Annotated in this window: 20 protein-coding genes; 12 read left to right on the top strand and 8 right to left on the bottom strand. The window is 67.5% G+C overall.

The annotated features are described in order from the left end of the window. The first annotated feature begins 86 nt into the window (after positions 1 to 86). Genes cysD through NDR87_RS07855 form a run of 6 tightly spaced genes read left to right on the top strand, consistent with a single transcriptional unit; the run spans position 87 to position 6,465 of the window. Positions 87 to 992 carry a sulfate adenylyltransferase subunit CysD gene (cysD, locus tag NDR87_RS07880; protein WP_251910464.1) on the top strand — a complete coding sequence of 302 codons (906 nt, stop codon included), beginning with the start codon at positions 87 to 89 and terminating at the stop codon, positions 990 to 992. Continuing rightward, entirely contained in the window at positions 992 to 2,818 is a 1,827-nt protein-coding gene (gene cysC, locus NDR87_RS07875; protein WP_251910463.1) for an adenylyl-sulfate kinase, read from the top strand. The genes cysD and cysC overlap by 1 nt, the downstream gene beginning before the upstream one ends. 15 nt (positions 2,819 to 2,833) lie before the next feature. Beyond that, positions 2,834 to 4,021: a hypothetical protein gene (locus NDR87_RS07870; protein WP_251910462.1), complete on the top strand. Its 1,188-nt coding sequence runs from the start codon at positions 2,834 to 2,836 to the stop codon at positions 4,019 to 4,021. 13 nt (positions 4,022 to 4,034) lie between these two features. After that, positions 4,035 to 4,814 carry an SDR family oxidoreductase gene (locus NDR87_RS07865; protein ID WP_251910460.1) on the top strand — a complete coding sequence of 260 codons (780 nt, stop codon included), beginning with the start codon at positions 4,035 to 4,037 and terminating at the stop codon, positions 4,812 to 4,814. 9 nt (positions 4,815 to 4,823) lie between these two features. Then, positions 4,824 to 5,960 (top strand): sulfotransferase, encoded by a 1,137-nt coding sequence (locus NDR87_RS07860; RefSeq protein WP_251910459.1) that lies wholly within the window; start codon positions 4,824 to 4,826, stop codon positions 5,958 to 5,960. 52 nt (positions 5,961 to 6,012) lie between these two features. After that, positions 6,013 to 6,465: a MaoC family dehydratase gene (locus tag NDR87_RS07855; protein WP_251910457.1), complete on the top strand. Its 453-nt coding sequence runs from the start codon at positions 6,013 to 6,015 to the stop codon at positions 6,463 to 6,465. Here the strand turns inward: NDR87_RS07855 and NDR87_RS07850 are convergent. The 6 genes from NDR87_RS07850 to NDR87_RS07825 form a co-directional block, all read right to left on the bottom strand. Continuing rightward, entirely contained in the window at positions 6,462 to 7,055 is a 594-nt protein-coding gene (locus NDR87_RS07850) for a YdcF family protein (protein WP_251910456.1), read from the bottom strand. The two genes, NDR87_RS07855 and NDR87_RS07850, sit on opposite strands and share 4 nt — an antisense overlap. A gap of 114 nt (positions 7,056 to 7,169) precedes the next feature. Beyond that, on the bottom strand, positions 7,170 to 7,631 hold the full coding sequence (locus NDR87_RS07845; protein WP_251910455.1) for a nitroreductase/quinone reductase family protein: 462 nt from the start codon (positions 7,629 to 7,631) through the stop codon (positions 7,170 to 7,172). An 81-nt stretch (positions 7,632 to 7,712) separates the two neighbouring features. Next, complete coding sequence (locus NDR87_RS07840; RefSeq protein WP_251910453.1) at positions 7,713 to 8,255, bottom strand: RloB family protein; 543 nt, start codon at positions 8,253 to 8,255, stop codon at positions 7,713 to 7,715. Between the two features lie 73 nt (positions 8,256 to 8,328). Further along, complete coding sequence (locus NDR87_RS07835; protein ID WP_251910452.1) at positions 8,329 to 9,597, bottom strand: ATP-binding protein; 1,269 nt, start codon at positions 9,595 to 9,597, stop codon at positions 8,329 to 8,331. Positions 9,598 to 9,710: 113 nt separating this feature from the next. Beyond that, entirely contained in the window at positions 9,711 to 10,766 is a 1,056-nt protein-coding gene (gene trpD / locus NDR87_RS07830; protein WP_251910846.1) for an anthranilate phosphoribosyltransferase, read from the bottom strand. Positions 10,767 to 10,805: 39 nt separating this feature from the next. Continuing rightward, positions 10,806 to 11,234 carry a ribonuclease E inhibitor RraB gene (locus NDR87_RS07825; protein ID WP_251910451.1) on the bottom strand — a complete coding sequence of 143 codons (429 nt, stop codon included), beginning with the start codon at positions 11,232 to 11,234 and terminating at the stop codon, positions 10,806 to 10,808. Between the two features lie 270 nt (positions 11,235 to 11,504). Between NDR87_RS07825 and NDR87_RS07820 the strand changes: the two genes are divergently transcribed. The 4 genes from NDR87_RS07820 to NDR87_RS07805 are packed head-to-tail and all read left to right on the top strand — an operon-like array spanning position 11,505 to position 15,830. Next, positions 11,505 to 12,116: a heme-copper oxidase subunit III gene (locus tag NDR87_RS07820; RefSeq protein WP_251910450.1), complete on the top strand. Its 612-nt coding sequence runs from the start codon at positions 11,505 to 11,507 to the stop codon at positions 12,114 to 12,116. Between the two features lie 47 nt (positions 12,117 to 12,163). Continuing rightward, positions 12,164 to 13,045 carry a c-type cytochrome gene (locus NDR87_RS07815; protein WP_251910449.1) on the top strand — a complete coding sequence of 294 codons (882 nt, stop codon included), beginning with the start codon at positions 12,164 to 12,166 and terminating at the stop codon, positions 13,043 to 13,045. Between the two features lie 20 nt (positions 13,046 to 13,065). Further along, positions 13,066 to 14,205, top strand: a complete 1,140-nt coding sequence (locus tag NDR87_RS07810; protein WP_251910447.1) for a ubiquinol-cytochrome c reductase iron-sulfur subunit — start codon at positions 13,066 to 13,068, stop codon at positions 14,203 to 14,205. Further along, positions 14,202 to 15,830 (top strand): cytochrome bc complex cytochrome b subunit, encoded by a 1,629-nt coding sequence (locus tag NDR87_RS07805; protein ID WP_251910446.1) that lies wholly within the window; start codon positions 14,202 to 14,204, stop codon positions 15,828 to 15,830. The genes NDR87_RS07810 and NDR87_RS07805 overlap by 4 nt, the downstream gene beginning before the upstream one ends. 161 nt (positions 15,831 to 15,991) lie before the next feature. Here NDR87_RS07805 and NDR87_RS07800 read toward each other — a convergent pair whose 3' ends face one another. Beyond that, positions 15,992 to 16,267, bottom strand: a complete 276-nt coding sequence (locus NDR87_RS07800; RefSeq protein WP_251910445.1) for an Lrp/AsnC family transcriptional regulator — start codon at positions 16,265 to 16,267, stop codon at positions 15,992 to 15,994. Positions 16,268 to 16,315: 48 nt separating this feature from the next. After that, positions 16,316 to 18,100, bottom strand: coding sequence for a DEDD exonuclease domain-containing protein (locus tag NDR87_RS07795; RefSeq protein ID WP_251910444.1), 1,785 nt, complete (start codon positions 18,098 to 18,100; stop codon positions 16,316 to 16,318). A 518-nt stretch (positions 18,101 to 18,618) separates the two neighbouring features. Between NDR87_RS07795 and NDR87_RS07790 the strand changes: the two genes are divergently transcribed. Continuing rightward, complete coding sequence (locus tag NDR87_RS07790; RefSeq protein ID WP_251910443.1) at positions 18,619 to 19,230, top strand: C40 family peptidase; 612 nt, start codon at positions 18,619 to 18,621, stop codon at positions 19,228 to 19,230. 204 nt (positions 19,231 to 19,434) lie between these two features. Next, positions 19,435 to 20,442, top strand: a complete 1,008-nt coding sequence (locus NDR87_RS07785) for an NlpC/P60 family protein (RefSeq protein ID WP_251910845.1) — start codon at positions 19,435 to 19,437, stop codon at positions 20,440 to 20,442. The last annotated feature ends 2 nt before the right edge of the window (positions 20,443 to 20,444 follow it).

Genomic DNA, 20,444 nt, shown 5'->3' with positions numbered 1-20,444 from the left:
CGGCGCGGCGCGGGCGGCCTATCGTCGGTGTCACAATATCGAACGATAGCGTCGAATATTCGACATTGCAAGCGGGCGGGTGAGTTGTGCGGACGGGATACGAGCTGTCGCATCTGGCGGCCCTGGAGGCCGAGTCGGTGCACATCTTCCGGGAGGTGGCGGCGACCTTCGAACGGCCGGTGCTGCTGTTCTCCGGGGGTAAGGATTCGGCGGTGATGCTGGAGCTGGCGCGCAAGGCGTTCTGGCCCGCGCCGCTGCCGTTCCCGCTGCTGCACATCGACACCGGGCACAACTTCGACGAGGTGATCAAGTTCCGCGATCGCACGGCGGCGCGACTGGGGGCCCGGCTGCTGGTGGGGCGGGTGCAGGACGATATCGACGCCGGACGGGTCGTGGAGCGCGCGGGGGAGGGTCGCAATCGCCTGCAGACCACCACATTGCTGCGCGTGATCGGCGAGCAACGCTTCGACGCCGTATTCGGTGGCGCGCGGCGCGACGAGGAGAAGGCGCGGGCCAAGGAACGGGTGTTCAGCTTCCGCGACGAGTTCGGCGCGTGGGAGCCGCGGGCGCAGCGACCGGAGATCTGGAATCTCTACAACGGCAGACACCGTGCGGGCGAACACATCCGGGTCTTCCCGCTGTCGAACTGGACCGAGCTGGACATCTGGGAGTACATCGATCGCGAGGCCGTGGACCTGCCGTCGCTGTACTACGCGCACCGGCGGCGGGTGGTACGCCGAGACGGAATGCTGTTGGCCGCCAACGGCTTTCTGGAAGCCCGGCCCGATGAGCAGACCTTCGAGACCACGGTGCGCTTCCGCACGGTCGGCGATGCCACCTGCACCGGCTGCATCGAGAGCGAGGCCGCCGATCCGGCCGCCGTCATCGCCGAGACCGCCGTCACCCGGCTGACCGAACGCGGTGCGACCCGCGCCGACGACCGAATATCGGAGTCCGGCATGGAGGACCGCAAGCGAGAGGGCTACTTCTGATGAGCCGCAACCTGTTACGGCTGGCCACGGCGGGCAGCGTCGACGACGGCAAGTCCACCCTGATCGGGCGGATGCTCTACGACTCCAAGAATCTGTTCGCCGATCAGCTGACCGCCATCGAGCGCGCCAGCGTTCGACGCGGCGACGGGGCAACGGACCTGGCGCTGGTGACCGACGGCCTGCGGGCCGAGCGGGAACAGGGCATCACCATCGATGTGGCCTATCGCTACTTCGCCACGCCGCGACGCAAATTCGTCATCGCCGACACCCCCGGGCATGTGCAGTACACCCGCAATATGGTCACCGGTGCCTCGACGGCGGATCTGGCGCTGATCCTCGTCGATGCCCGCAAGGGTGTGATCGAGCAGACCCGCCGCCACGCCTTCCTGGCCACGCTGCTGGGGGTGCCGCATCTGGTGGTGTGCGTGAACAAGATGGACCTGGTCGGCTGGTCGCGGCAGCGCTTCGACGAGATTCGCGCCGAATTCGCGGATTTCGCGGCCAAGTTGACCGTCGGCGATCTGAGCTTCGTCCCGGTGTCGGCGCTGCTCGGCGACAATGTGGTCGAGCACTCGCCGCGGCTGGCGTGGTTCCCGGGACCGCCGCTGCTGCGTCACCTCGAGGATGTGCACATCGCCTCGGACCGCAATCTGATCGATGCCCGCCTGCCGGTGCAGTACGTGATTCGGTCCGACGGCCATCGCGCCTACGCCGGGACCGTCGCGGGCGGCATCTTCAAACCGGGCGACGAGGTGGTGGTGCTGCCCGCGGGCCGCACCAGCCGGGTGCGCCGGGTGTGGGGGCCGGGCGGGACCACGGTGGAGGAGGCGTTCACCGGCATGGCGGTCTCGCTGACCCTCGCCGACGAGATCGATGTGGGGCGCGGAGACATGTTGGCCCGCCCGGGAAATCGGCCGCGTCTGGACCGGGAGCTGGACGCCATGGTGTGCTGGTTCGCCGACGACGCGGTGTTGCACCCGGGCGGGGAGTACACCATTCGCACGGCCGCGCAGGCCACCTCGGTGCGGGTGCTGGGGCTGGACTATCGCCTGGACGTGAACACCCTGCATCGCGAGGTGGGCGCACAAAGCTTGGCGCTCAACGACATTGCCCGAGTGACGTTGCGCAGTCGCAGGCCGCTGATGTTCGACCCGTACCGCGACAACCGGCGCACCGGCAGCTTCATCCTCATCGACGACGTCACCAATCAGACCGTGGCCGCCGGAATGATCCTGGCGCGGGACACCGGCCGCGACCGCGAGGTCGTCTGGCACGGCTCCTCGGTCGGACGGGCCGGGCGCGCGCATAACGGGGCGACGGTGTGGCTGACCGGGCTGTCGGGCTCCGGAAAGTCCACAATCGCAGCGGAATTGGAGCGTCAGCTGGTGGCCGAGGGGCGTCCGGCATATCTGCTCGACGGCGACAATCTGCGACATGGCCTCAATGCCGACCTCGGCTTCGGTGACGACGATCGGCGCGAGAACATCCGGCGGGTGGCCGAGGTGGCGGCCCTGTTCGCCGATGCCGGTGTGGTGGCGATCGTCTCGTTGATCAGCCCGTTCGCGGCGCAGCGCGAGCAGGCGCGCACCATCCACGACGGCCGGGCGCTGCCGTTTCGCGAGGTGTTCGTGGACACCCCGCTCGAGGTGTGCGAACGCCGCGACCCCAAGGGCCTCTACGCCCGCGCCCGGGCCGGAAGATTACCGCAGTTCACCGGCATCGACTCGCCGTACGAGCGGCCCGAGCGGCCGGATCTGGTCGTGACCACCGACGGCGGCACACCCGCCGAGATCGCGGCCCGCATCCGCCGGGAACTCAACCTCTAGACATCTGGGACATTCATGCAGATACCAGCAGCACCGCTGACCGAACCCTTCGTGGCCGCGATCGCCGAGGCCGAGAAGCTCATCGCCACAGCGGATTTCATTACCGACGAGCACGATCTGGCCGAGGGCTACGACTATCTGGCGGGCAGCGTGCAGGCCGTGCTGCACCTGTCGCGAGCGCACGGTACGAGCCACCCGTACTTCGTGACCTCGACCGGCCCGTACACCAAGATGGGCCTGGACAACCCGGACACCCTCTACTACCACGCCAATATCGAGCCGGGCGCGGAGTACCTGGTCACCGGCACGCGCGGCAGTACGGTGGATCTGAGTTTCCAGGTCCTGAAGGGCGATTACACGGCCACCGACGTGCCCAACGGTGACGACGCCTTCGACGATCGGCGGCTGCGCATCGCCGCCGACGGCGGCTATCGGTTGCGCTTCGGTCCACCCAAGGACGATCCCGGCCCAAACTATTTCGTCCTGGGCGAGGGGGCGTCGATGCTCGCGGTGCGCGAGGTTTACGGCGACTGGGCCCGAGAACGCAAGGGCAGCATCCGAATCGAGCGCGTGGACACGATCGGCACCGCGCCCGCCGAACCGGATGTCGAGCAGCTGCGCAAGCGCTACCGCGCGGCCGGGCGGATGCTGGTGCAGCGCATCCACACGTGGTTCAACTTCCCCCGGTGGTTCTACCTGGATCTGCCGGTCAACACCCTGACCGAGCCGCGGCCGACCCCGGGTGGGCTGAGCACGCAGTACTCCTCGGTCGGTCACTTCGATCTGGCGGAGGATCAGGCACTGGTGATCACCGTGCCGAAATCCGATGCGCCGTATCAGGGTTTCCAGCTCGGCAGCCGCTGGTACATCTCGCTGGACTACGTCAACCACCAGACCAGCCTGAACAGCGCCCAGGCGCAGGTGGATCCGGACGGCATGATCCGGATGGTGGTGTCGGCCCGCGATCCGGGCATTGTCAACTGGATCGAGACGACCGGGCGGCGGCGCGGCATCCTCCAGTTCCGTTGGCAGCGCACCGATCGCGCGATGACGGCCGCGGACGGGCCGACCATCGCCGTCGTTGCATTCGACGAGATCGCGGGCCAGCTGCCCCACTACGAGAGCAATCGAATCGATGAAAGCGGGTGGCGGGCAAGGATAGCCGAGCGACAGCGCGCCTTCGCGGAGAGGATGCTGGCATGAGAGAGGACACAGTATGAGTCTGCTCGCGGACAAGGTGGTCGTCGTCAGTGGCGTCGGGCCCGGGCTGGGGCGGTCGATCTGCACGCAGGCGGCGGCCGCGGGGGCGAAGGTGGTGCTGGCCGCGCGCACCGAATCGCGATTGCGCGAGGTGGCCGCCGAAATCGAGGCCGCGGGCGGGCAGACCCTGAGCGTGCCCACCGACATCACCGACGATGCCGCGGTCGAGAACCTGCTCGCGCGTACGGTGGAGACCTTCGGCCGCGTCGACGCCCTGGTGAACAACGCCTTCTCGGTGCCGTCGATGAAGTCGTTGGAGCACACCAACTTCCAGCAGATCCGCGACAGCCTGGACCTGACCGTACTGGGCGGGCTGCGCATGACCAAGGCCTTCACCGATGAGCTCGCCAAGGCCAAAGGCGCGGTGGTGATGATCAATTCGGCCGCCATCCGGCACTCCGAACCCCGTTACGGCAGCTACAAACTGTCCAAGGCCGCCCTGCTGGCCATGTCGCAGACACTGGCGACCGAGCTGGGGAAGAGGGGAATTCGGGTCAACAGCGTCGCCCCCGGCTACATCTGGAGCGATCAGCTGAAGTGGTACTTCGGCAAGGTCGCCGAGAAGTACGGCACCACCGTCGACCAGGTCTATCGACAGACCGCCGCCCGCTCGGACCTCGAGCGTCTGCCCGAACCCGACGAAATCGCCCGCGCCGTGGTGTTTCTGGCCTCCGACTGGGCCAGCGCCGTCACCGGCCAGACCCTCGACGTGAACTGCGGCGAGTACCACGCATAGGAATCAGCAATGACCGTACGCACCGATGTGGGCACCATCGAGGATCTGCACGCCTCGGCGACGAAGGCCTGCGGCCACACCGATTTCGGCCCCGACGACTATCTCGAGGCGCTGGGGGTGCTGCTCGAATCCTATCGACGCGACGCCGATCTGACCGAGCTCGGCTCCAAGATGAACCGCTACTTCCTGCGCGGCGCGCTGGTGGCGCGGGCGCTGAGCGAGGCGTCCTGGCGGGCGCATCCGCAGTACGCGCAAACCCCGGTTGCCCGGCCCATCTTCGTGACCGGCCTGCCGCGCACCGGCACCACCGCCCTGCACCGCCTGCTGGCCGCCGATCCGCGGCACCAGGCCCTCGAGATGTGGCTCACCGAATTCCCGCAGCCCCGTCCGCCGCGCGACACCTGGGCCGACAATCCGATCTATCAGCGCATCGATGCCGGGTTCGCGCAGCACCATATCGAGAATCCGGAGTTCATGGGATTGCATTTCATGAACGCGGCCGAGGTGGAGGAGTGCTGGCAGCTGCTGCGGCAGACGGTGAAATCGGTCTCCTACGAATGCCTTTCGTACCTGCCGACGTATTCGCGGTGGCTGCGGGAACAGGACTGGACCGATGCCTATGCCCGCCACCGCCGGAACCTGCAGCTGATCGGGCTCGGCGACGACCGCCGCTGGATTCTGAAGAACCCCAGCCACCTGTTCGCCCTCGACGCGCTCATGGCCGTTTATCCGGATGCGCTGGTGATCCAGACCCACCGTGATCCGGCGACAGTGCTCGCCTCGGTGTGCAGCCTGTCCGAGCATGCCGCGCGCGGATGGTCGAATACGTTCTCCGGCACGGTGATCGGGCAGACCCAGCTCGAACTGTGGTCGCGGGGGCTGCGCGAATTCACCGCGGCGCGCAGGCGCTACGATCGCGCGCAGTTCCTCGATGTCGACTTCGCGGATCTGCGCGCGGATCCGCTGGGTACCGTCGAGGCCATCTATCGGGCATTCGGAATCGAGTTCACCCCCGAGGCGCGGGCGGCGATGGTCGCACTCGACGAGGAGAGCCGCATGGGGGATCGCAAACCCGTGCACCGGTACGCACTCGACGACTACGGGCTGACCGAAGCACAGGTCGAGGAGTACTTCCGGGCGGTGTGACAGTGCCGCGGAGCCGTGGTGGGTGTCGGCTGGAACGTGGGATGCTCATGCCATGACGCATTTCGCCGACTTCGAGGCGCTGCGGGGCGCGGTGGGGACCGAGATCGGGGTCAGCGGATGGCTGACCGTCGATCAGGACCGAATCGACAGGTTCGCCGATGCCACCGACGACCATCAGTGGATCCATGTCGATTCGGAGCAGGCCGCGCGGGGGCCGTTCGGGTGCACCATCGCGCACGGCTTCCTCACCCTCTCGCTGATGGTGCCGTTGGTGAACGAGGCCACCTCGGTGGGCGGCATTCGGATGGGAATCAACTACGGGTTCAACAAGGTTCGCTTCATCACACCGGTGCCGGCGGGCGGGCGCATCCGCGCCCGCGTCATCCTCGACTCGGTCGACGACATTCCCGGCGGGGCGCAGGCGATCCGCACCGTCACCATCGAGCTGGACGGTGCGGACAAGCCCGCCTGCGTCGCGGAAAGCATTGTGCGGTACCTGATCTAACGCGGACCGAACGGCAGCGCCGATGACGGCGCCTGATCGGGTGTCAGCGTCGCCACCACCCGGATGCCCGCGGCGACGAAATCGCCCTGGGCCCGCTGGATGTGGTCGGACGAGGTGACCAGGACGGCGTTGACCGCGCCGATCGCGCGCATCAGCAGCGCGGAGTACTGCGCGTTCTGCACGGTGGACGCGGCGCGGTCCTCGATGTGCACGCGGGCGGGGGAGATGCCACGGGCGGTGAACCAATCCGCCATGGCCCGCGCCTCGGTGACGCCGTTCTCCGGATTGCCGCCGGTGACGATGATCGGGGTCTCGGGGCACAGCAGCGCCTGCACGTAGCCGGCGTAGAGGCGTTCGAGCAGTTCGGGCCGCATGGTGCCGTCGGATTGCAGGCCGTAGCCCAGCACCACGATGGCGGTGTCGGGGCCCAGGCCCGCGGTCAGCGGCAGACCGGGCAGGGTGAAGCCGGGCGGCAGCAGCGGAGTCTCGGCGCGCGCCGCTGGCGTGGTCATGACGAGTGCACCGGCCGTAAGCGCCAGTGCGGCAGCGGCTTTGCCGAGCAATGCGAGGGGACGGATCTGCTCGAACATCGGACCTCCCGAGGCGGCCGCGCCGGAACCACCGGCGCGGCGGTCAGCACATCGGGATCATGATCGCCGGAACCGGACGGCCCCACCGGGGATTTCGCAACCGACCCCTATGGGTCACGTCGCGGGTATCAGCCGCAGAATCGGGATCTGCCGGTCGGTCTTGTCCGCGTAGCGGCGATAGCGCGGCTGCTCGGCCGTGATCCGCTCCCAGGCCGTCGCGCGCTCGTCCCCCTCGAGCTGTTCGACCCGCACCCGGAACGTCGTCCCCCCGACCTCGGCCCACACCTGATCCGGATGCGCGGCGATATTGTGATACCAGGCCGGATGCTCGCGCGCCCCACCCACCGAGGCCACGATCAACCAGCCCTTCTCCTCCGGGAACCGGGTCAGCGGAACCCGCCGTCGCCGACCGGACTTCGCCCCGACCGTGGTCAGATACAGCAGATCCATCCCCATGAACCGATCCCGGCGCAGCCGGTGATACCGCTCCATGACCCGCGTGACGACCCGGACGACCGCGCTGGGCAACGGCTCACCGCGCCCCCGCGAACCCGCCGGAACCTTGTCGAAGCCCATGGCACCGCTCCTCGCTCGGCCTGCTACCTCGATTCTAGAAACTCGGCGGTGAACGTAGGTGCGAAGCGCGATGTCGATGATTCATGACGGTTCGAGGGCTGATAGCAGTTCGTACATCGACGATGAGGGGTTGTCGTGCGGAATGGTGGAGCCGTTGCGTGTGTGACGTTCCGCGAGCACGGCCGCTCGCCGCGCCGCCACCGCGCGTAACGGCATATAGATGGCTGCCTCGATATGCTTCCCGTCGCGCCCGTCGCGCCTGCGGCTGTCCCTTTCCGCGCTGGCGGTGTCGATAAACGCATTGTGTTCCCGGTGATGCAGGATCAGCCATAGTTCGAAACAGGGGTTCGATACCGCCAAGCCGATGCCGTGCGCACGGGCCAACTGCACCGCATCCCGAAGATGGGGATGGTGTTGGGGCCATTCGACATCGAAGACGCACCAGCACTCGTCGATCTCACTGTCCTGCAGCCGGGTCACCGCGCGCCGGACGAGTGTCAGTGGTGCTCCCTGCTCCGGATCGAGCTCGATCCGGATCGAGGTGTTGGCGCGGACGGCGGGCAAGTTCTTCACCGCCCGCAGATAGTCGTGCTCGGTGTTGATTCCCTCGCAGAAGATGACCATCGTCCGAAGTTCCGCGCGGACCGCTGTCGGTCGTGCAAGGGGACGTGGCTTCCGGCGTCGAGCCGCCATGGGATCAGGCGATGAAGCCGAGAGCCTGCAGCAATTCCGCTCGATCGATGTCGGGTAGCGCACCGAAGCGCCCATGCAGATAGGCGTTTTCGAGATTCTGAGATTTGCGGACGCGCTCGCCCGCGAACTCGGCCAATGCGCCGAGTCTCGTCGCGCCGTTGTCATGCTTCTCGGTGAACCACACCTCATCCCGGTTGAGATGGTTGAGCAGGCTGGTGTCGTGCGTGGTGAAGATCAATTGTGCCCCCCGTGGATTCGTGGTCGGATCGTGAAAGAGATGGAGTAGCTGGGCAGACAGCGTGGGGTGAAGACTTGCGTCGATCTCGTCGAGCAACAGGATCGATCCGGAGTGGCACGTGCCGAGCAAGAGGCCGATGAGCTGGTACCAGTTGCGGGTGCCTGCTGATTCCGCCGCGAAATCCAGGGGGGCGGCTTCAGCGGATGATCGATGAACCAACCGCGGAAGGATCTCGCCCGCCGGGGATTCGCTGTAGTCGACCACGAACTCCACGTCTTCGATCCCGAGATCCGCCAGGCGGAGCAGCGCCAGTGCCTGGTTGCGGGTGCGCTCGAATTCGGCACGCTCGGAGTCGGTCGGGGCGAAACCTTCCGAGTTTCGTTCCAGTTGCAGTACATGGCGACCGAACCAGGAGTCGGTGTCCCAATCCGGCTCCTTCGCGCCGGGGAAGATGCGAGTCACGCCACGGGTACGCAGGTCGAGCAGGGCAGTGGCAAAGTCGGAAACTACGGGTTCCTCGAAGCGCCGTGCAGCAGAGAGGGCGAGGGTTTGATCGGTAAGCAACTGCCTCGTTCCGGACAGGTCGCCGAGCCCACGTTGCAGGACGAGGTGCAGACCCTCGCGCTCGAACAGCCGACGACGCTTCTTCTCCGGATAGTGAAACAACCCTTCGTAGTGAATCCGTGCCGAGTCGAGCTCCACTACATACTCGTATCGCACCCCGGCTATCAGCATCTCGACCGAGAACTGACTCGTGCGGCGTGGCCCGTCGCCGAATGCGAAGCGATCCAAGGCAATCGACTCGCTCCAGAACTGGACGGACGAGCGAACCGCGTCGCTGATCCACCGCAGCGCCGCGAGCACGTTCGACTTGCCGGACGCGTTCGGCCCGTAGATGCCCGCGACAGTCAACAGACTCTCGCCCAGCATCGAAGCCTCTCGCGCCGCGTCGCGATCCCGGTCGATGGCAACCATCGACAGCTCGACCGGTTCCAGGATGGACCGGAAGTTCGAGACCTCGAAGCGGATCAGCACCCGCTCATCTTACGTTCTGGAAGGTCTCATCTCTGCAATCAAAACGCCAACTTTGTCGAAAGATGACAATTTCGGGCCTCTGTTGGCGGTTTGGTTGCTTGTTCGCCCGGCGGTCAGTCCGTGCCGAGCTGATTGCTCACCGTCACCCAGCGATCCAGCAGCGTCGAGGCCGCGCCGCTGTCGACGGCGTGGGCGGCGCGCTCCAGTGCGGCGGCCAGGGCGTCGTGCAGGTCCTGGTCGGCGGTTTCGGGGGTGAGGTCGCAGGCGGCGAGGGCGGCGGCGGAATTGAGCAGGACCGCGTCGCGGACGGGGCCGGGGGCGCCGCCGAGCATATTGCGGGCGATCACGGCGTTGGTCTCGGCCTCGCCGCCGCGCAGGGCCTCGGGCTGGACTCGTTCGATACCCAGGCGGGTGGGGTCGATCGTGGTGTGGGTGAGGTGGCCGCCGGTGACGACCCAGACCTCGGTGGTGTCGGCGGTGGTGATCTCGTCCAGGCCGTCGTTGCCGCGCACCACCAGGGCGTTGGCGCCGCGCTCGGCGAAGGCGCCCGCGATGACGGGCAGCAGATTGGCGAAGGCGCAGCCGATCAGGCCCGCGCGCGGCTGGGCCGGATTGGTCAGCGGGCCCAGCACGTTGAAGACGGTCGGGATGCCGATATCGCGGCGCGCGGCACCGGCGTAGCGCAGCGCCGGGTGGAACAGCGGGGCGAAGCAGAAACCGATCCCCACCTCGGTCACGCACTGGGCGACGGCCTTGGGGCCCAGGGCGATTCGCACGCCCAGCGCCTCCAGCACGTCCGCGCCCCCGCTCTTGGACGACGCGGCGCGGTTGCCGTGTTTGACCACCGGCACACCGGCCGCGGCCACCACGATCGAGGACATGGTCGAGATGTTGACCGTGCCCGAGCGGTCACCGCCGGTGCCGACGATATCGACCGCGGCCACATCCAGCGACACCCGCTTCGCATGCGAGAGCATGCCCTGGGCCAGGCCGGACAGCTCGGTCGCGGTGGGGCCCTTCATCTTCATGGCCACGCCGAAGGCGGCGATCTGGGCGGGGGTGGCGTTGTCGGAGAAGATCTCGTCGATGGCCCAGGCCGCCTCCTCCGTGGTCAGATCGACCCCGTCGGTGAGGGCGCCGAGAATCCCGGGCCAGCTGCGCGCGCTCATGACTGCCATCTCCTGTCACTGTGGATCCGATGTAGCAGCCTAGTGCGGCGGGGCAACTTCTTTGGCCTCCGGCTGCAAAGCGTCCCAGCCGAGGGCGACGCCGTCGTGGCGTTGGGCCAGGCCCGCCATGCGGGAGCGCTCCTGTGCGCAGTGCAGGGCGTCGAGCAGTTGCACTCGGCGCAGGATCAATTCGACGGTCGGGCCGTCGGATTCGGTGGCCGCGGGGGAGTAGCCCTCCTGGGCCGCGAGGGCGATCGCGGATTCCACCCGGTCGGCGGGCAGGCGGAGGTGGTGGCGCAGGACGGCGGGGGCGTCGGGGGTCCATAGCTCGGCGCGGGCCAGGGCGGTGGAGGCGGCCTCGGCGTCGTCGAAGCTGGCGGCGACCACGATCAGGTCCGGACGGTCCGGGTCCAGTTCCGCGGCGTCGCCGCGCCCGATCAGACGCTGCCACACCGACCGCAGTCCCATTCCAACTCCTTCGTCGTCGGGACCCGGTGAGACCGGGTCGTCGGACCCGGCCCGACCGTGTCCGAAAAAATTTTCGCGATCCGGGAACCGGGGGCCCCGAACATCCGACTTCAACAATAGAAACCCCGCCTACACCCGTTCGAACTGCGCGTTCGCGTGACACGCCGGTACCCCGCCCAGACCCGGTCTCGCCGTGCGGATTCCGACACGGAACGTGAAGATTCGCACCCGGGTACGCCTGTCGTACTACGACGAGTCATACTTACCGGCGTGACGACCGCAGTAGGGACCCCAGGATCGGCCATTACTCAGCGTGTGCACTCGCTGAACCGGCCCAACATGGTCAGCGTCGGAACCATCATCTGGCTGTCGAGCGAGCTGATGTTCTTCGCCGGCCTCTTCGCCATGTACTTCGTCGCCCGCGCGCAGGCGCACGGCAACTGGCCGCCGGAGCCGACCGAGCTGAACATGTATCTGGCCGTGCCGGTCACGACGGTGCTCATCCTGAGCTCGTTCACCTGCCAGATGGGCGTGTTCGCGGCGGAGAAGGGCGACGTGTTCGGCCTGCGGCGCTGGTACGTGGTCACCTTCCTGATGGGCCTGTTCTTCGTGCTCGGCCAGGCGTACGAGTACCACAACCTCTACAACGAGGGCACCACGATCTCGAGCAGCATCTACGGCTCGGTGTTCTACATCACCACCGGCTTCCACGGCCTGCACGTCATCGGTGGTCTCATCGCATTCGTCTTCCTGCTGGTCCGCACCACGGTCAGCAAGTTCACCCCGGCGCAGGCCACGGCGGCGATCGTCGTCTCCTACTACTGGCACTTCGTCGACATCGTGTGGATCGGGCTGTTCGCCACGATCTACTTCGTCCGCTGAAAGCAGGACCAGCAGCCCCGGTTCCGTCTACTCCAAAAGGGACACAGATGAGTTCATCTCCCCCGTCAGCGCCGGACCCCACCAGCCCCGGGGTCGCCAGCGCCACGAGCGACCTGGCCACCAAGACCCGCAAGCAGCGCCGGATGCGCCGCAAGCTCGCGGGCGGCCTGGTACTGCTGATGGGCCTCGTGGGAGCCGGCTTCGCGGCCGCGGCACTGACCCCGAACGCGCAGGTCGCCACGGCGAACGAGGACCAGTCCGCGCTGATCCGCGAGGGCAAGCAGCTCTACGACACCTCCTGCATCACCTGTCACGGCGCCAATCTGCAGGGCGTTCAGGACCGCGGACCCAGCCTGATCGGCGTCGGCGAGGCGGCCGTCTACTTCCAGGTCTCCTCCGGCCGCATGCCGGCCGCGGCCAACGGCGCGCAGATCGTGCGCAAGGAGCCGAAGTTCGACGAGCGCATGACCGATGCCCTGGGCGCCTACATCGCGGCGAACGGCGGTGGTCCCACCGTCGTGCGCGACGCCGACGGCAAGATCGCGCAGGAGTCGCTGATCAAGAACGCCGACCTCGGTCGCGGCGGTGAGCTGTTCCGGATGAACTGCGCGTCGTGTCACAACTTCACCGGTCGCGGTGGCGCCCTGTCCTCGGGCAAGTTCGCCCCGCCGCTGACCCCCGCGAGCGAACAGCAGATCTACACCGCGATGCTGACCGGTCCGCAGAACATGCCGAAGTTCTCCGACCGCCAGCTGACGCCGGAGGAGAAGCGCGACATCGTCGCCTACATCAAGGACCGCACCGAGTCCTACCCCGAGGGCGGTTACGGCCTCGGCGGCTTCGGTCCCGCGACCGAGGGCCTGGCCATCTGGGTCGTCGGCATCGTGATCCTGGTCGGCTCGGCGATGTGGATTGGATCTCGCTCATGAGTGGACAGGAGCCAAAGGACATGGGTCGCCCCGTTGACCCCCACGCGAAAGCAAACCCGACCGACGACGAGCTCGATGCGATGTCGCGGGACGAGCTGGTCAAGCTCGGTACCGAACTCGACGGCGTCGACGTCGCCTACCGCGCCCCGCGCTGGCCGGTGCCGGGCACGCGCGCGGAGAAGCGGGCCGAGCGGCAGGTGGCGCTGTGGTTCGTGATCTCCACGCTGTCCGGCCTGGGCCTGATCGGGGTGTTCCTGTTCTGGCCGTGGGAGTACAAGAGCCGCCATGAGGAGGGCGCGGGCCTCTACTCGCTGACCACGCCGCTCTACGGCATCCTGCTCGGCGTCGCGGTGCTGGCCATCGGCATCGCCGCGGTGATCATCCGCAAGAAGTTCATCCCTGCCGAGATCTCCATCCAGGACCGCCACGACGGCAAGTCCGATGAGGTCAACCGGCGCACGCTGGTCGCCGAGCTGTCCGACGCGCTGGACACCTCCACGCTGGGCCGCCGCAAGCTCATCACCCGCACCGCGGGCCTGGGCGCGGGCGTGCTGGGCATCGGCGCGCTGTTCATGTTCGTCGGCGGTCTGGTGAAGAACCCGTGGGCCAAGGGCGACAAGTCCGAGCTGTGGGTCTCGGGCTGGACCCCGGACTACCCGGGCCAGACCATCTACCTGCGCAAGGACACCGGTCGTCCGGAGGACATCGTGCTGGTACGGCCGGAGGATCTGGACGCGGGCGGCATGGAGACGGTCTTCCCGTGGAAGGAAGAGTGGCGCGGCAACGAGCACGAGACGCTCGAGTCGCTGCGCGGTATCCGCAATGCCGTCATGTTGATCCGCCTGCGCACCGAGGACGCGCAGAAGGCGATCAAGCGCAAGGGCCAGGAGAGCTTCAACTACGGCGACTACTTCGCCTACTCGAAGATCTGCACCCATCTGGGCTGCCCGACCTCGCTGTACGAGCAGCAGACCAACCGGATCCTGTGCCCCTGCCACCAGTCGCAGTTCTCGGCGACCGAGTGGGGTAAGCCGGTCTTCGGTCCCGCCGCCCGCGCCCTGCCGCAGCTGCCGATCACCGTCAACACCGAGGGCTACCTGGTCGCCAACGGCGACTTCATCGAGCCGCTCGGCCCGGCTTACTGGGAGCGTCGTTCATGAGTCCTTCGAAAGCGGCCGCACAGGCCAATGAAATGGATGAGCGCTACCACATGGCCGCGTTCGTCAAGCGGTCGATCAACAAGGTCTTCCCGACCCACTGGTCGTTCCTGCTCGGCGAGATCGCGCTGTACGCGTTCATCATCCTGATCCTGTCGGGTATCTACCTGACCCTGTTCTTCGATCCGTCGATGAGCGAGGTCGTCTACAACGGCGCGTATCAGCCGCTGCGCGGTGTGACCATGTCGCGGGCGTACGAGACGGCGCTGAACATCTCCTTCGAGGTGCGTGGCGGTCTGTTCGTGCGCCAGGTGCATCACTGGGCGGCGCTGCTGTTCGCGGCGTCGATCATCGTGCATCTGTTCCGGATCTTCTTCACCGGCGCGTTCCGGCGTCCGCGCGAGGCGAACTGGGTGATCGGTTCGCTGTTGCTGATCCTGGCGATGTTCGAGGGCTTCTTCGGTTACTCGCTGCCCGACGACCTGCTGTCGGGTACGGGTCTGCGCGCCGCGTTCGGCGGTATCACGATGTCGATCCCGCTGATCGGCACCTGGATGCACTGGCTGATCTTCGGCGGCGACTTCCCGGGCACGATCATCATTCCGCGCCTGTTCATCGCGCACGTGCTGCTGTTCCCGGGCATCATGCTGGCGCTGGTGGCGGCGCATGTCGCGCTGGTGTGGTACCAGAAGCACACCCAGTTCCCCGGCCCCGGCCGCAAGGAGACCAACGTCGTCGGTGCGCGCATCGTGCCGGTGTTCGCCGCCGATCAGGGTGCGTTCTTCATGTTCACCCTCGGCGTGGTCGCCATCATGGGTGGTGTGCTGCAGATCAACCCGATCTGGAACCTGGGTCCCTACAACCCCTCTCAGGTGTCGGCGGGTTCGCAGCCGGACTTCTACATGATGTGGACCGACGGCATGGCGCGTCTCATGCCGCCGTGGGAGCTGTACCTCGGTCGCTACACCGTTCCGGCGGTGTTCTGGGTGGCGCTGATCATGGGCCTGGTGTTCACCGTGCTGATCGCCTACCCGTGGATCGAGAAGAAGCTGACCGGCGACGACGCGCACCACAATCTGCTGCAGCGGCCGCGTGACGTGCCGGTGCGCACGGCGATCGGTGCGATGGCCATCGCGTTCTATCTGGTGCTGACGCTGGCGTGTGTCAACGACATCATCGCGCTGAAGTTCGATGTCTCGCTGAACGCGACGACCTGGTTCTTCCGGATCGCGCTGCTGGTCGCCCCGCCGATCGCCTACTTCCTGGCGTACCGGATGTGTCTGGGGCTGCAGCGGTCCGACCGCGCGGTGCTCGAGCACGGCATCGAGACCGGTGTGATCAAGCGTCTGCCGCACGGTGAGTACATCGAGGTGCACCAGCCGCTGGGTCCGGTCGACGAGCACGGTCACCCGATCCCGCTGGAGTACCAGGGCGCCCCGGTGCCGAAGAAGATGAACAAGCTCGGCTGGGCCGGTAAGCCGGGCCTCGGCTCGCTGACCCGCCCGGATCCGGCCGATCAGGCCGAGGCGCTGGTGGCGTACGAGCACGAGCAGGAGCGCAAGCAGCTCGCCGTCCTGGCGGATTACCAGGAGCGCACCAACGGCGACGGCGGCAAGCACGGCCACTGAGCCCCGCTGGCGGCGTCACAACAGAAGCGAAGGCCCCGAGTCGGATTCGACTCGGGGCCTTCGCTTCGCTCAGGCGATTGGGTGGGGGCGCTCAGTCAGTTGGTTTGGGGGGCGCTCAGGCGATGGTTGGGGGGTCGCTTGGTTCCCTGATGGGGATTCGCTCACTCCCCGATGGAGAAACCGGCCTCCAGGTCGGCGCGGGAGTACGACTTGAAGGCGATGTGGGTGTCGGTGCGCAGGACGCCCGGAGTCTTGTTGACGCGGCCGGTGACCACCTCGGCGATCTGTTCGTGGTCTCGCACGCGCACGATGGCGATCAGATCCACGTCGCCCGCGCACGAATACACCTCGGCCACGCCCTCGAGATCGGCCAGCGCCTGTGCGGTCTCGGGGATGCGGGCGGCCTCGGCGTGGATCAAAACGATCGCGGTAATCATGGGGTGAGTCTATTGGGCGGGGTGGTGGTTCGACGCCGAGGATCGGGATCAGGTGCTGGTGAGGCGCTCGTAGTCGAGTCCGCCCGCGCGGGCGGCGGATTCGGCGCGGTCGACCCAGGCCAGCCAGGGGCCCGCGCCGAGGCGGGGCTCGTGGTAGCCGTCGGTGGTGCGGACGATTCGGGTGCCGGGCTGGTCGAGCCAGCGGACGATGACGGCGGTTTCCTCCGGCGGGGCGCCGCGCAGTGGGGGATGGCAGGCGTCGGGGTCCACCAGGGCGTCGGGCTGGTCGTCGCCGTCCAAGCGGGTGGGGATGACGGTTTCGGCGGAGGCGACCAGGGATTCGACGACCGGCATGGGCGCGGTGCCGCGGGTGGCGACGCCCGCGGCGGCCAGGCGGCCGTAGCGCACGACCGCGAATTCCCACCCACCGGCGCCGTCGGGGCGGGCGGCGATCAGTTCGGCGATGCGGGCCAGGGCGGCCAGGCGCTGGGTGCGGCGCAGGGCGCGCACCACCGTGACCGTGCGATCGCGCAGGCGGGCGGCGGCCTCGAAGTTCTCGGCGGCGGCGTAAGTCTCGATGCGGTCGCGCATGGTTCGCAGCGCGGCGTCGGCGCGGCCGGTGAACAGATCGCGCACGGCCCGCGGGGCCGCCGCGTAGTCGTCGATGTCCAGTAGCTCTCCCGCGGCGCTCGCCGGGCAGCCGCCGACGGCCGCGGGCGGGCAGTCCGCGCCGTGGCGGCCGTGTCGGGGAATGCGGGTGGTGCACGTGCGCAGGCCGCAGTATTCGGCGACGACGGCGGCGAGTTCGGTGGCGTCGGCGCGGGAATGGAAGGGGCCCAGGGCATCGCGGGTCGGGGTGCGGCTGACGGCGAAGCGGGGGAACGGTTCGTCGGTGAGGACGAGCCACCAGGCGCGTTTCGGAAATTTCGAGCGGCGGTTGTAGGGCGGGGTGTGCGCGACGAGCAGCCGCAGCTCCCGCACACCCGCCTCCAGACCGTGCGCGCAGGGGACGTGGTCGACCCGCGTCGCCAGCGCCACCATTTCCCGCATCCGGGTGCGGGTTTCGGAGCCGGTGAAGTAGTTGCGCACGCGGCGGCGCAGATTCACGGCCGTCCCTATATATAGGACCTCGTCCGAGGGGCCGCGGAACAGGTACACGCCGGGGCAGGTCGGCAGGTCGGCGGCCAGGAAGCGTTTGGAGCGTTGGCGTCTGCTCACCTCGGGCAGGTAGTCCACGAGTTCGGTGAGACTGTGCACGCCCTGATTGCCGACCCGTTCGATCAGCGCGTGCAGCACGTCGACGGTGGCGCGGGCGTCGTCGAGGGCGCGGTGGGTGGGCATGGTCCGGGCGCCGAGCAGCCGCGCCAGCGCCGACAGGCGTACGGTCGGCGTCTCGTCGCGGGGCAGGATGCGCCGGGCCAGTTGTACGGTGCACAGCACCTGGAATGCGGGCCAGGCGGTTTCGCACTGCGCGGCGGCGGCCTTCAGGAAGCCCATGTCGAAACGGGCGTTGTGGGCGACCAGCACCGTGCCCGAGGCGAATTCGATGAATCCGGGCAACACCGCCTCGATGCGCGGGGCGTCGCGCACCATCGCGGTGGTGATGCCGGTGATCTGCACGACCTGCGGTGGGATGGGACAGCCCGGATCGACCAGCGTGGCGAATTCGCCGAGCACCTCGCCCCCGCGCACCTTGACCGCGCCGATCTCGGTGATGGCGTCCGCATCGGGGCTGGCACCGGTGGTTTCCAGGTCGACGACGACGAAGGTGGTGTCGTACAGCGGGGTGTCGAGCTCGTCGAAGGCCAGCTGGGCCGCCGCGGTTTGGGGCACGGCGTGCAGCGTAGGGCGGGGGTACGACAAGTTACGGCCGTGGCGGTAACGGCTGTGCCGGGCCGGATTACACCCGAATGTGGCTGAGGTCACATTGATTCGGTTTATGAATCAATCAGGGGGATTGCGAGCCCGGCGGCCTGCCGGTGTGGCCGAGGGGCTTGCCGATCCGGGCCCATTCGTTAACCGCAGCGAAACTGATCGGTCGCTTCCGGGGTCGAAGGCTCTCGTCTACGTGCTGATTCCCCATTTAGTCAGAGCTTAAACCGACCGGGTGGAGCTCCGATTGACGTGATCAAGACTAACCGCAAAAGCCCTGGTCGAGCGCCTTCGTTATCTGTTCGTGATTGGTGTGATATATCTCGCACGACACGACGGTTGGAAAAGTTGACCAACCCCCTAACGCATGCTCGCCGCTTTACAACCCACCGTTATGGGTTCGTAATCTTGTCGAGACCTCACGGAGTCCGACGCACCACCGGGTGCGGCGTCGTGGGGCAGATGAGGAGTACCGCATCATGGCGATCAAGCGACAGGTCCTGGGGCTGCATCGCAACGCCCACCGGGCCGTTGCGGCGGGAGCCGTTGGAGCCGCCACCCTCAGCGCTTTGCTGCTGCCCGCCGCGCCCGCTTCGGCGGCGCCGGTCACCGTTCCGGGCGTCGGAAGCTTCGACGTGCCGGATCAGATTCTGGCTCAGATCCCGCCGGGGGCGATCCCGGCCAACATTCTCCCGCCGGGCGTCGAGATTCCGGGCGTGACCTCCGGTCCGGCCGCCCCGCAGCTGGAGACCGTCGGTCAGCGCGCGGTCGACGCCGCGATGAGCAAGCTCGGCGCGCCCTACGTGTACGGCGCCGCGGGCCCGAACGCCTTCGACTGCTCGGGTCTGGTGAAGTGGTCCTACGAGCAGGCCGGGCTGGAGCTGCCGCGCACCAGCTACGAGCAGCTGTCCGCGGGCGCGCCGGTGTCGATCGACGATCTGCAGCCCGGCGATGTCGTGTCGTTCTACGGCGGCAGCCATTCCGGGCTGTACGTGGGCGACGGTAATGTCATCCATGCCTCGACCGCTGGCAAGCCGGTGGCTATCGCGGCCATGTCCTCGATGCCGATCGCGGGAGCCCGCCGCTACTGAAAATTTCGGTCATACGGGACGGCGGTCGTGATCATTTTGTGGCCTGCTGGACACAGACGGTCGCCGTTCCGTAACCTGATCGAGACCTTCAGGAGTACCCAGCTCGGACACCGCGGAAACGGGGCACGGCAGGCAGTGACAGCTCAGCGTCGCATCGACAGAACCAGACGCCTGATCGGCGGATCGTTGGCCGTGGGCGTCCTGATGTTCGGGGGCCCGGTCGGCGGCGTCGGCGCCGAGCCGGTGGCCGTGCCGAACAGCGCGAGCGACGCGGTGCAGAAACTGATCGACCTGTCCCACCAGTCCGAGCAGCTCAATCAGCAGGCCCTCGCCGCGCAGGAAGATCTCGACGCCAAACAGGCCGTGGCCCGCGACGCCGATGCCAAGCTTGCCGCCGCCACCGCGGCCGTCGACGCCGCGCAGGCCGAGATCCGCAAATATCAACCGGCCGTGGACCGTACGGCCGTCGCCGCCTATCAGGGCGCGCGTACCAATCGGTTGTTCTCGGTACTGGTGAGCGATTCCCCGCAGCAGCTGCTGGATCAGATGTCCACCCTGGACGTGCTGGCCACCCAGACCCAGGATCAGCTGGCGCAGTACAAGAAGGCCACCGACGCCGCCACCACGGCGCAGACCTCCGCCCGCACCGCCGACGACGCGGCCCGCGCGGCCTCGCAGAAGGCCGATCAGGTGCGCGCGGAGTTGGAACGCAAGCGCGCCGATCTGCAGGGCTCGATCGCTCAGGTCATCCAGGCGTGGGGCTCGCTGTCGGCGGGCGATAAGGCTTCATTGGCCGGTGCGCTCTTTCCGCCCGGCTTCGATCGCGATACTCTGCTGCGCGGGCTGGTCCCGGGCAGTGGGACCAGTGCACTGGCGGCCGGGCTGACCCGAGTCGGCGATCCCTATGTGTGGGGTGCGACCGGTCCGGATCAGTTCGACTGTTCGGGCTTGGTGCAGTGGGCATTTCGGAAGGTCGGCATCGATCTGCCGCGCACCAGCCAAGCCCAGTCGGCGGTGGGTACACCGGTCGACAAGAACGATTTACAACCCGGAGATGTGGTCTTCTTCTACTCCGACGCTTCGCATGTGGGAATCTATGCGGGCAACGGCCTGATCCTGCACGCCTCGACCTTCGGTATCCCGGTCCAGGTGGCTCCGATGGGCTCGACCCCGTACCACTCGGCGCGTCGCTATTGGATCGGTATGCCGTAACA

The organism is Nocardia sp. CDC159 (assembly GCF_023740735.1).
In the GTDB taxonomy this organism is placed as follows: Bacteria; Actinomycetota; Actinomycetes; order Mycobacteriales; family Mycobacteriaceae; genus Nocardia; species Nocardia pulmonis.
The sequence above is the reverse complement of the archived record's forward strand: the minus strand, read 5'-3'. Positions and strand labels throughout refer to the sequence as shown.

Coding starts and splice junctions, on each gene's coding strand:
- cysC (WP_251910463.1), top strand. CDS start 992: ATGAGCCGCAACCTGTTACGGCTGGCCACGGCGGGCAGCGTCGACGAC.
- NDR87_RS07870 (WP_251910462.1), top strand. CDS start 2,834: ATGCAGATACCAGCAGCACCGCTGACCGAACCCTTCGTGGCCGCGATC.
- NDR87_RS07865 (WP_251910460.1), top strand. CDS start 4,035: ATGAGTCTGCTCGCGGACAAGGTGGTCGTCGTCAGTGGCGTCGGGCCC.
- NDR87_RS07860 (WP_251910459.1), top strand. CDS start 4,824: ATGACCGTACGCACCGATGTGGGCACCATCGAGGATCTGCACGCCTCG.
- NDR87_RS07855 (WP_251910457.1), top strand. CDS start 6,013: ATGACGCATTTCGCCGACTTCGAGGCGCTGCGGGGCGCGGTGGGGACC.
- NDR87_RS07850 (WP_251910456.1), bottom strand. CDS start 7,055: ATGTTCGAGCAGATCCGTCCCCTCGCATTGCTCGGCAAAGCCGCTGCC.
- NDR87_RS07845 (WP_251910455.1), bottom strand. CDS start 7,631: ATGGGCTTCGACAAGGTTCCGGCGGGTTCGCGGGGGCGCGGTGAGCCG.
- NDR87_RS07840 (WP_251910453.1), bottom strand. CDS start 8,255: ATGGTCATCTTCTGCGAGGGAATCAACACCGAGCACGACTATCTGCGG.
- trpD (WP_251910846.1), bottom strand. CDS start 10,766: ATGAGCGCGCGCAGCTGGCCCGGGATTCTCGGCGCCCTCACCGACGGG.
- NDR87_RS07825 (WP_251910451.1), bottom strand. CDS start 11,234: ATGGGACTGCGGTCGGTGTGGCAGCGTCTGATCGGGCGCGGCGACGCC.
- NDR87_RS07815 (WP_251910449.1), top strand. CDS start 12,164: ATGAGTTCATCTCCCCCGTCAGCGCCGGACCCCACCAGCCCCGGGGTC.
- NDR87_RS07810 (WP_251910447.1), top strand. CDS start 13,066: ATGGGTCGCCCCGTTGACCCCCACGCGAAAGCAAACCCGACCGACGAC.
- NDR87_RS07805 (WP_251910446.1), top strand. CDS start 14,202: ATGAGTCCTTCGAAAGCGGCCGCACAGGCCAATGAAATGGATGAGCGC.
- NDR87_RS07800 (WP_251910445.1), bottom strand. CDS start 16,267: ATGATTACCGCGATCGTTTTGATCCACGCCGAGGCCGCCCGCATCCCC.
- NDR87_RS07790 (WP_251910443.1), top strand. CDS start 18,619: ATGGCGATCAAGCGACAGGTCCTGGGGCTGCATCGCAACGCCCACCGG.
- NDR87_RS07785 (WP_251910845.1), top strand. CDS start 19,435: ATGTTCGGGGGCCCGGTCGGCGGCGTCGGCGCCGAGCCGGTGGCCGTG.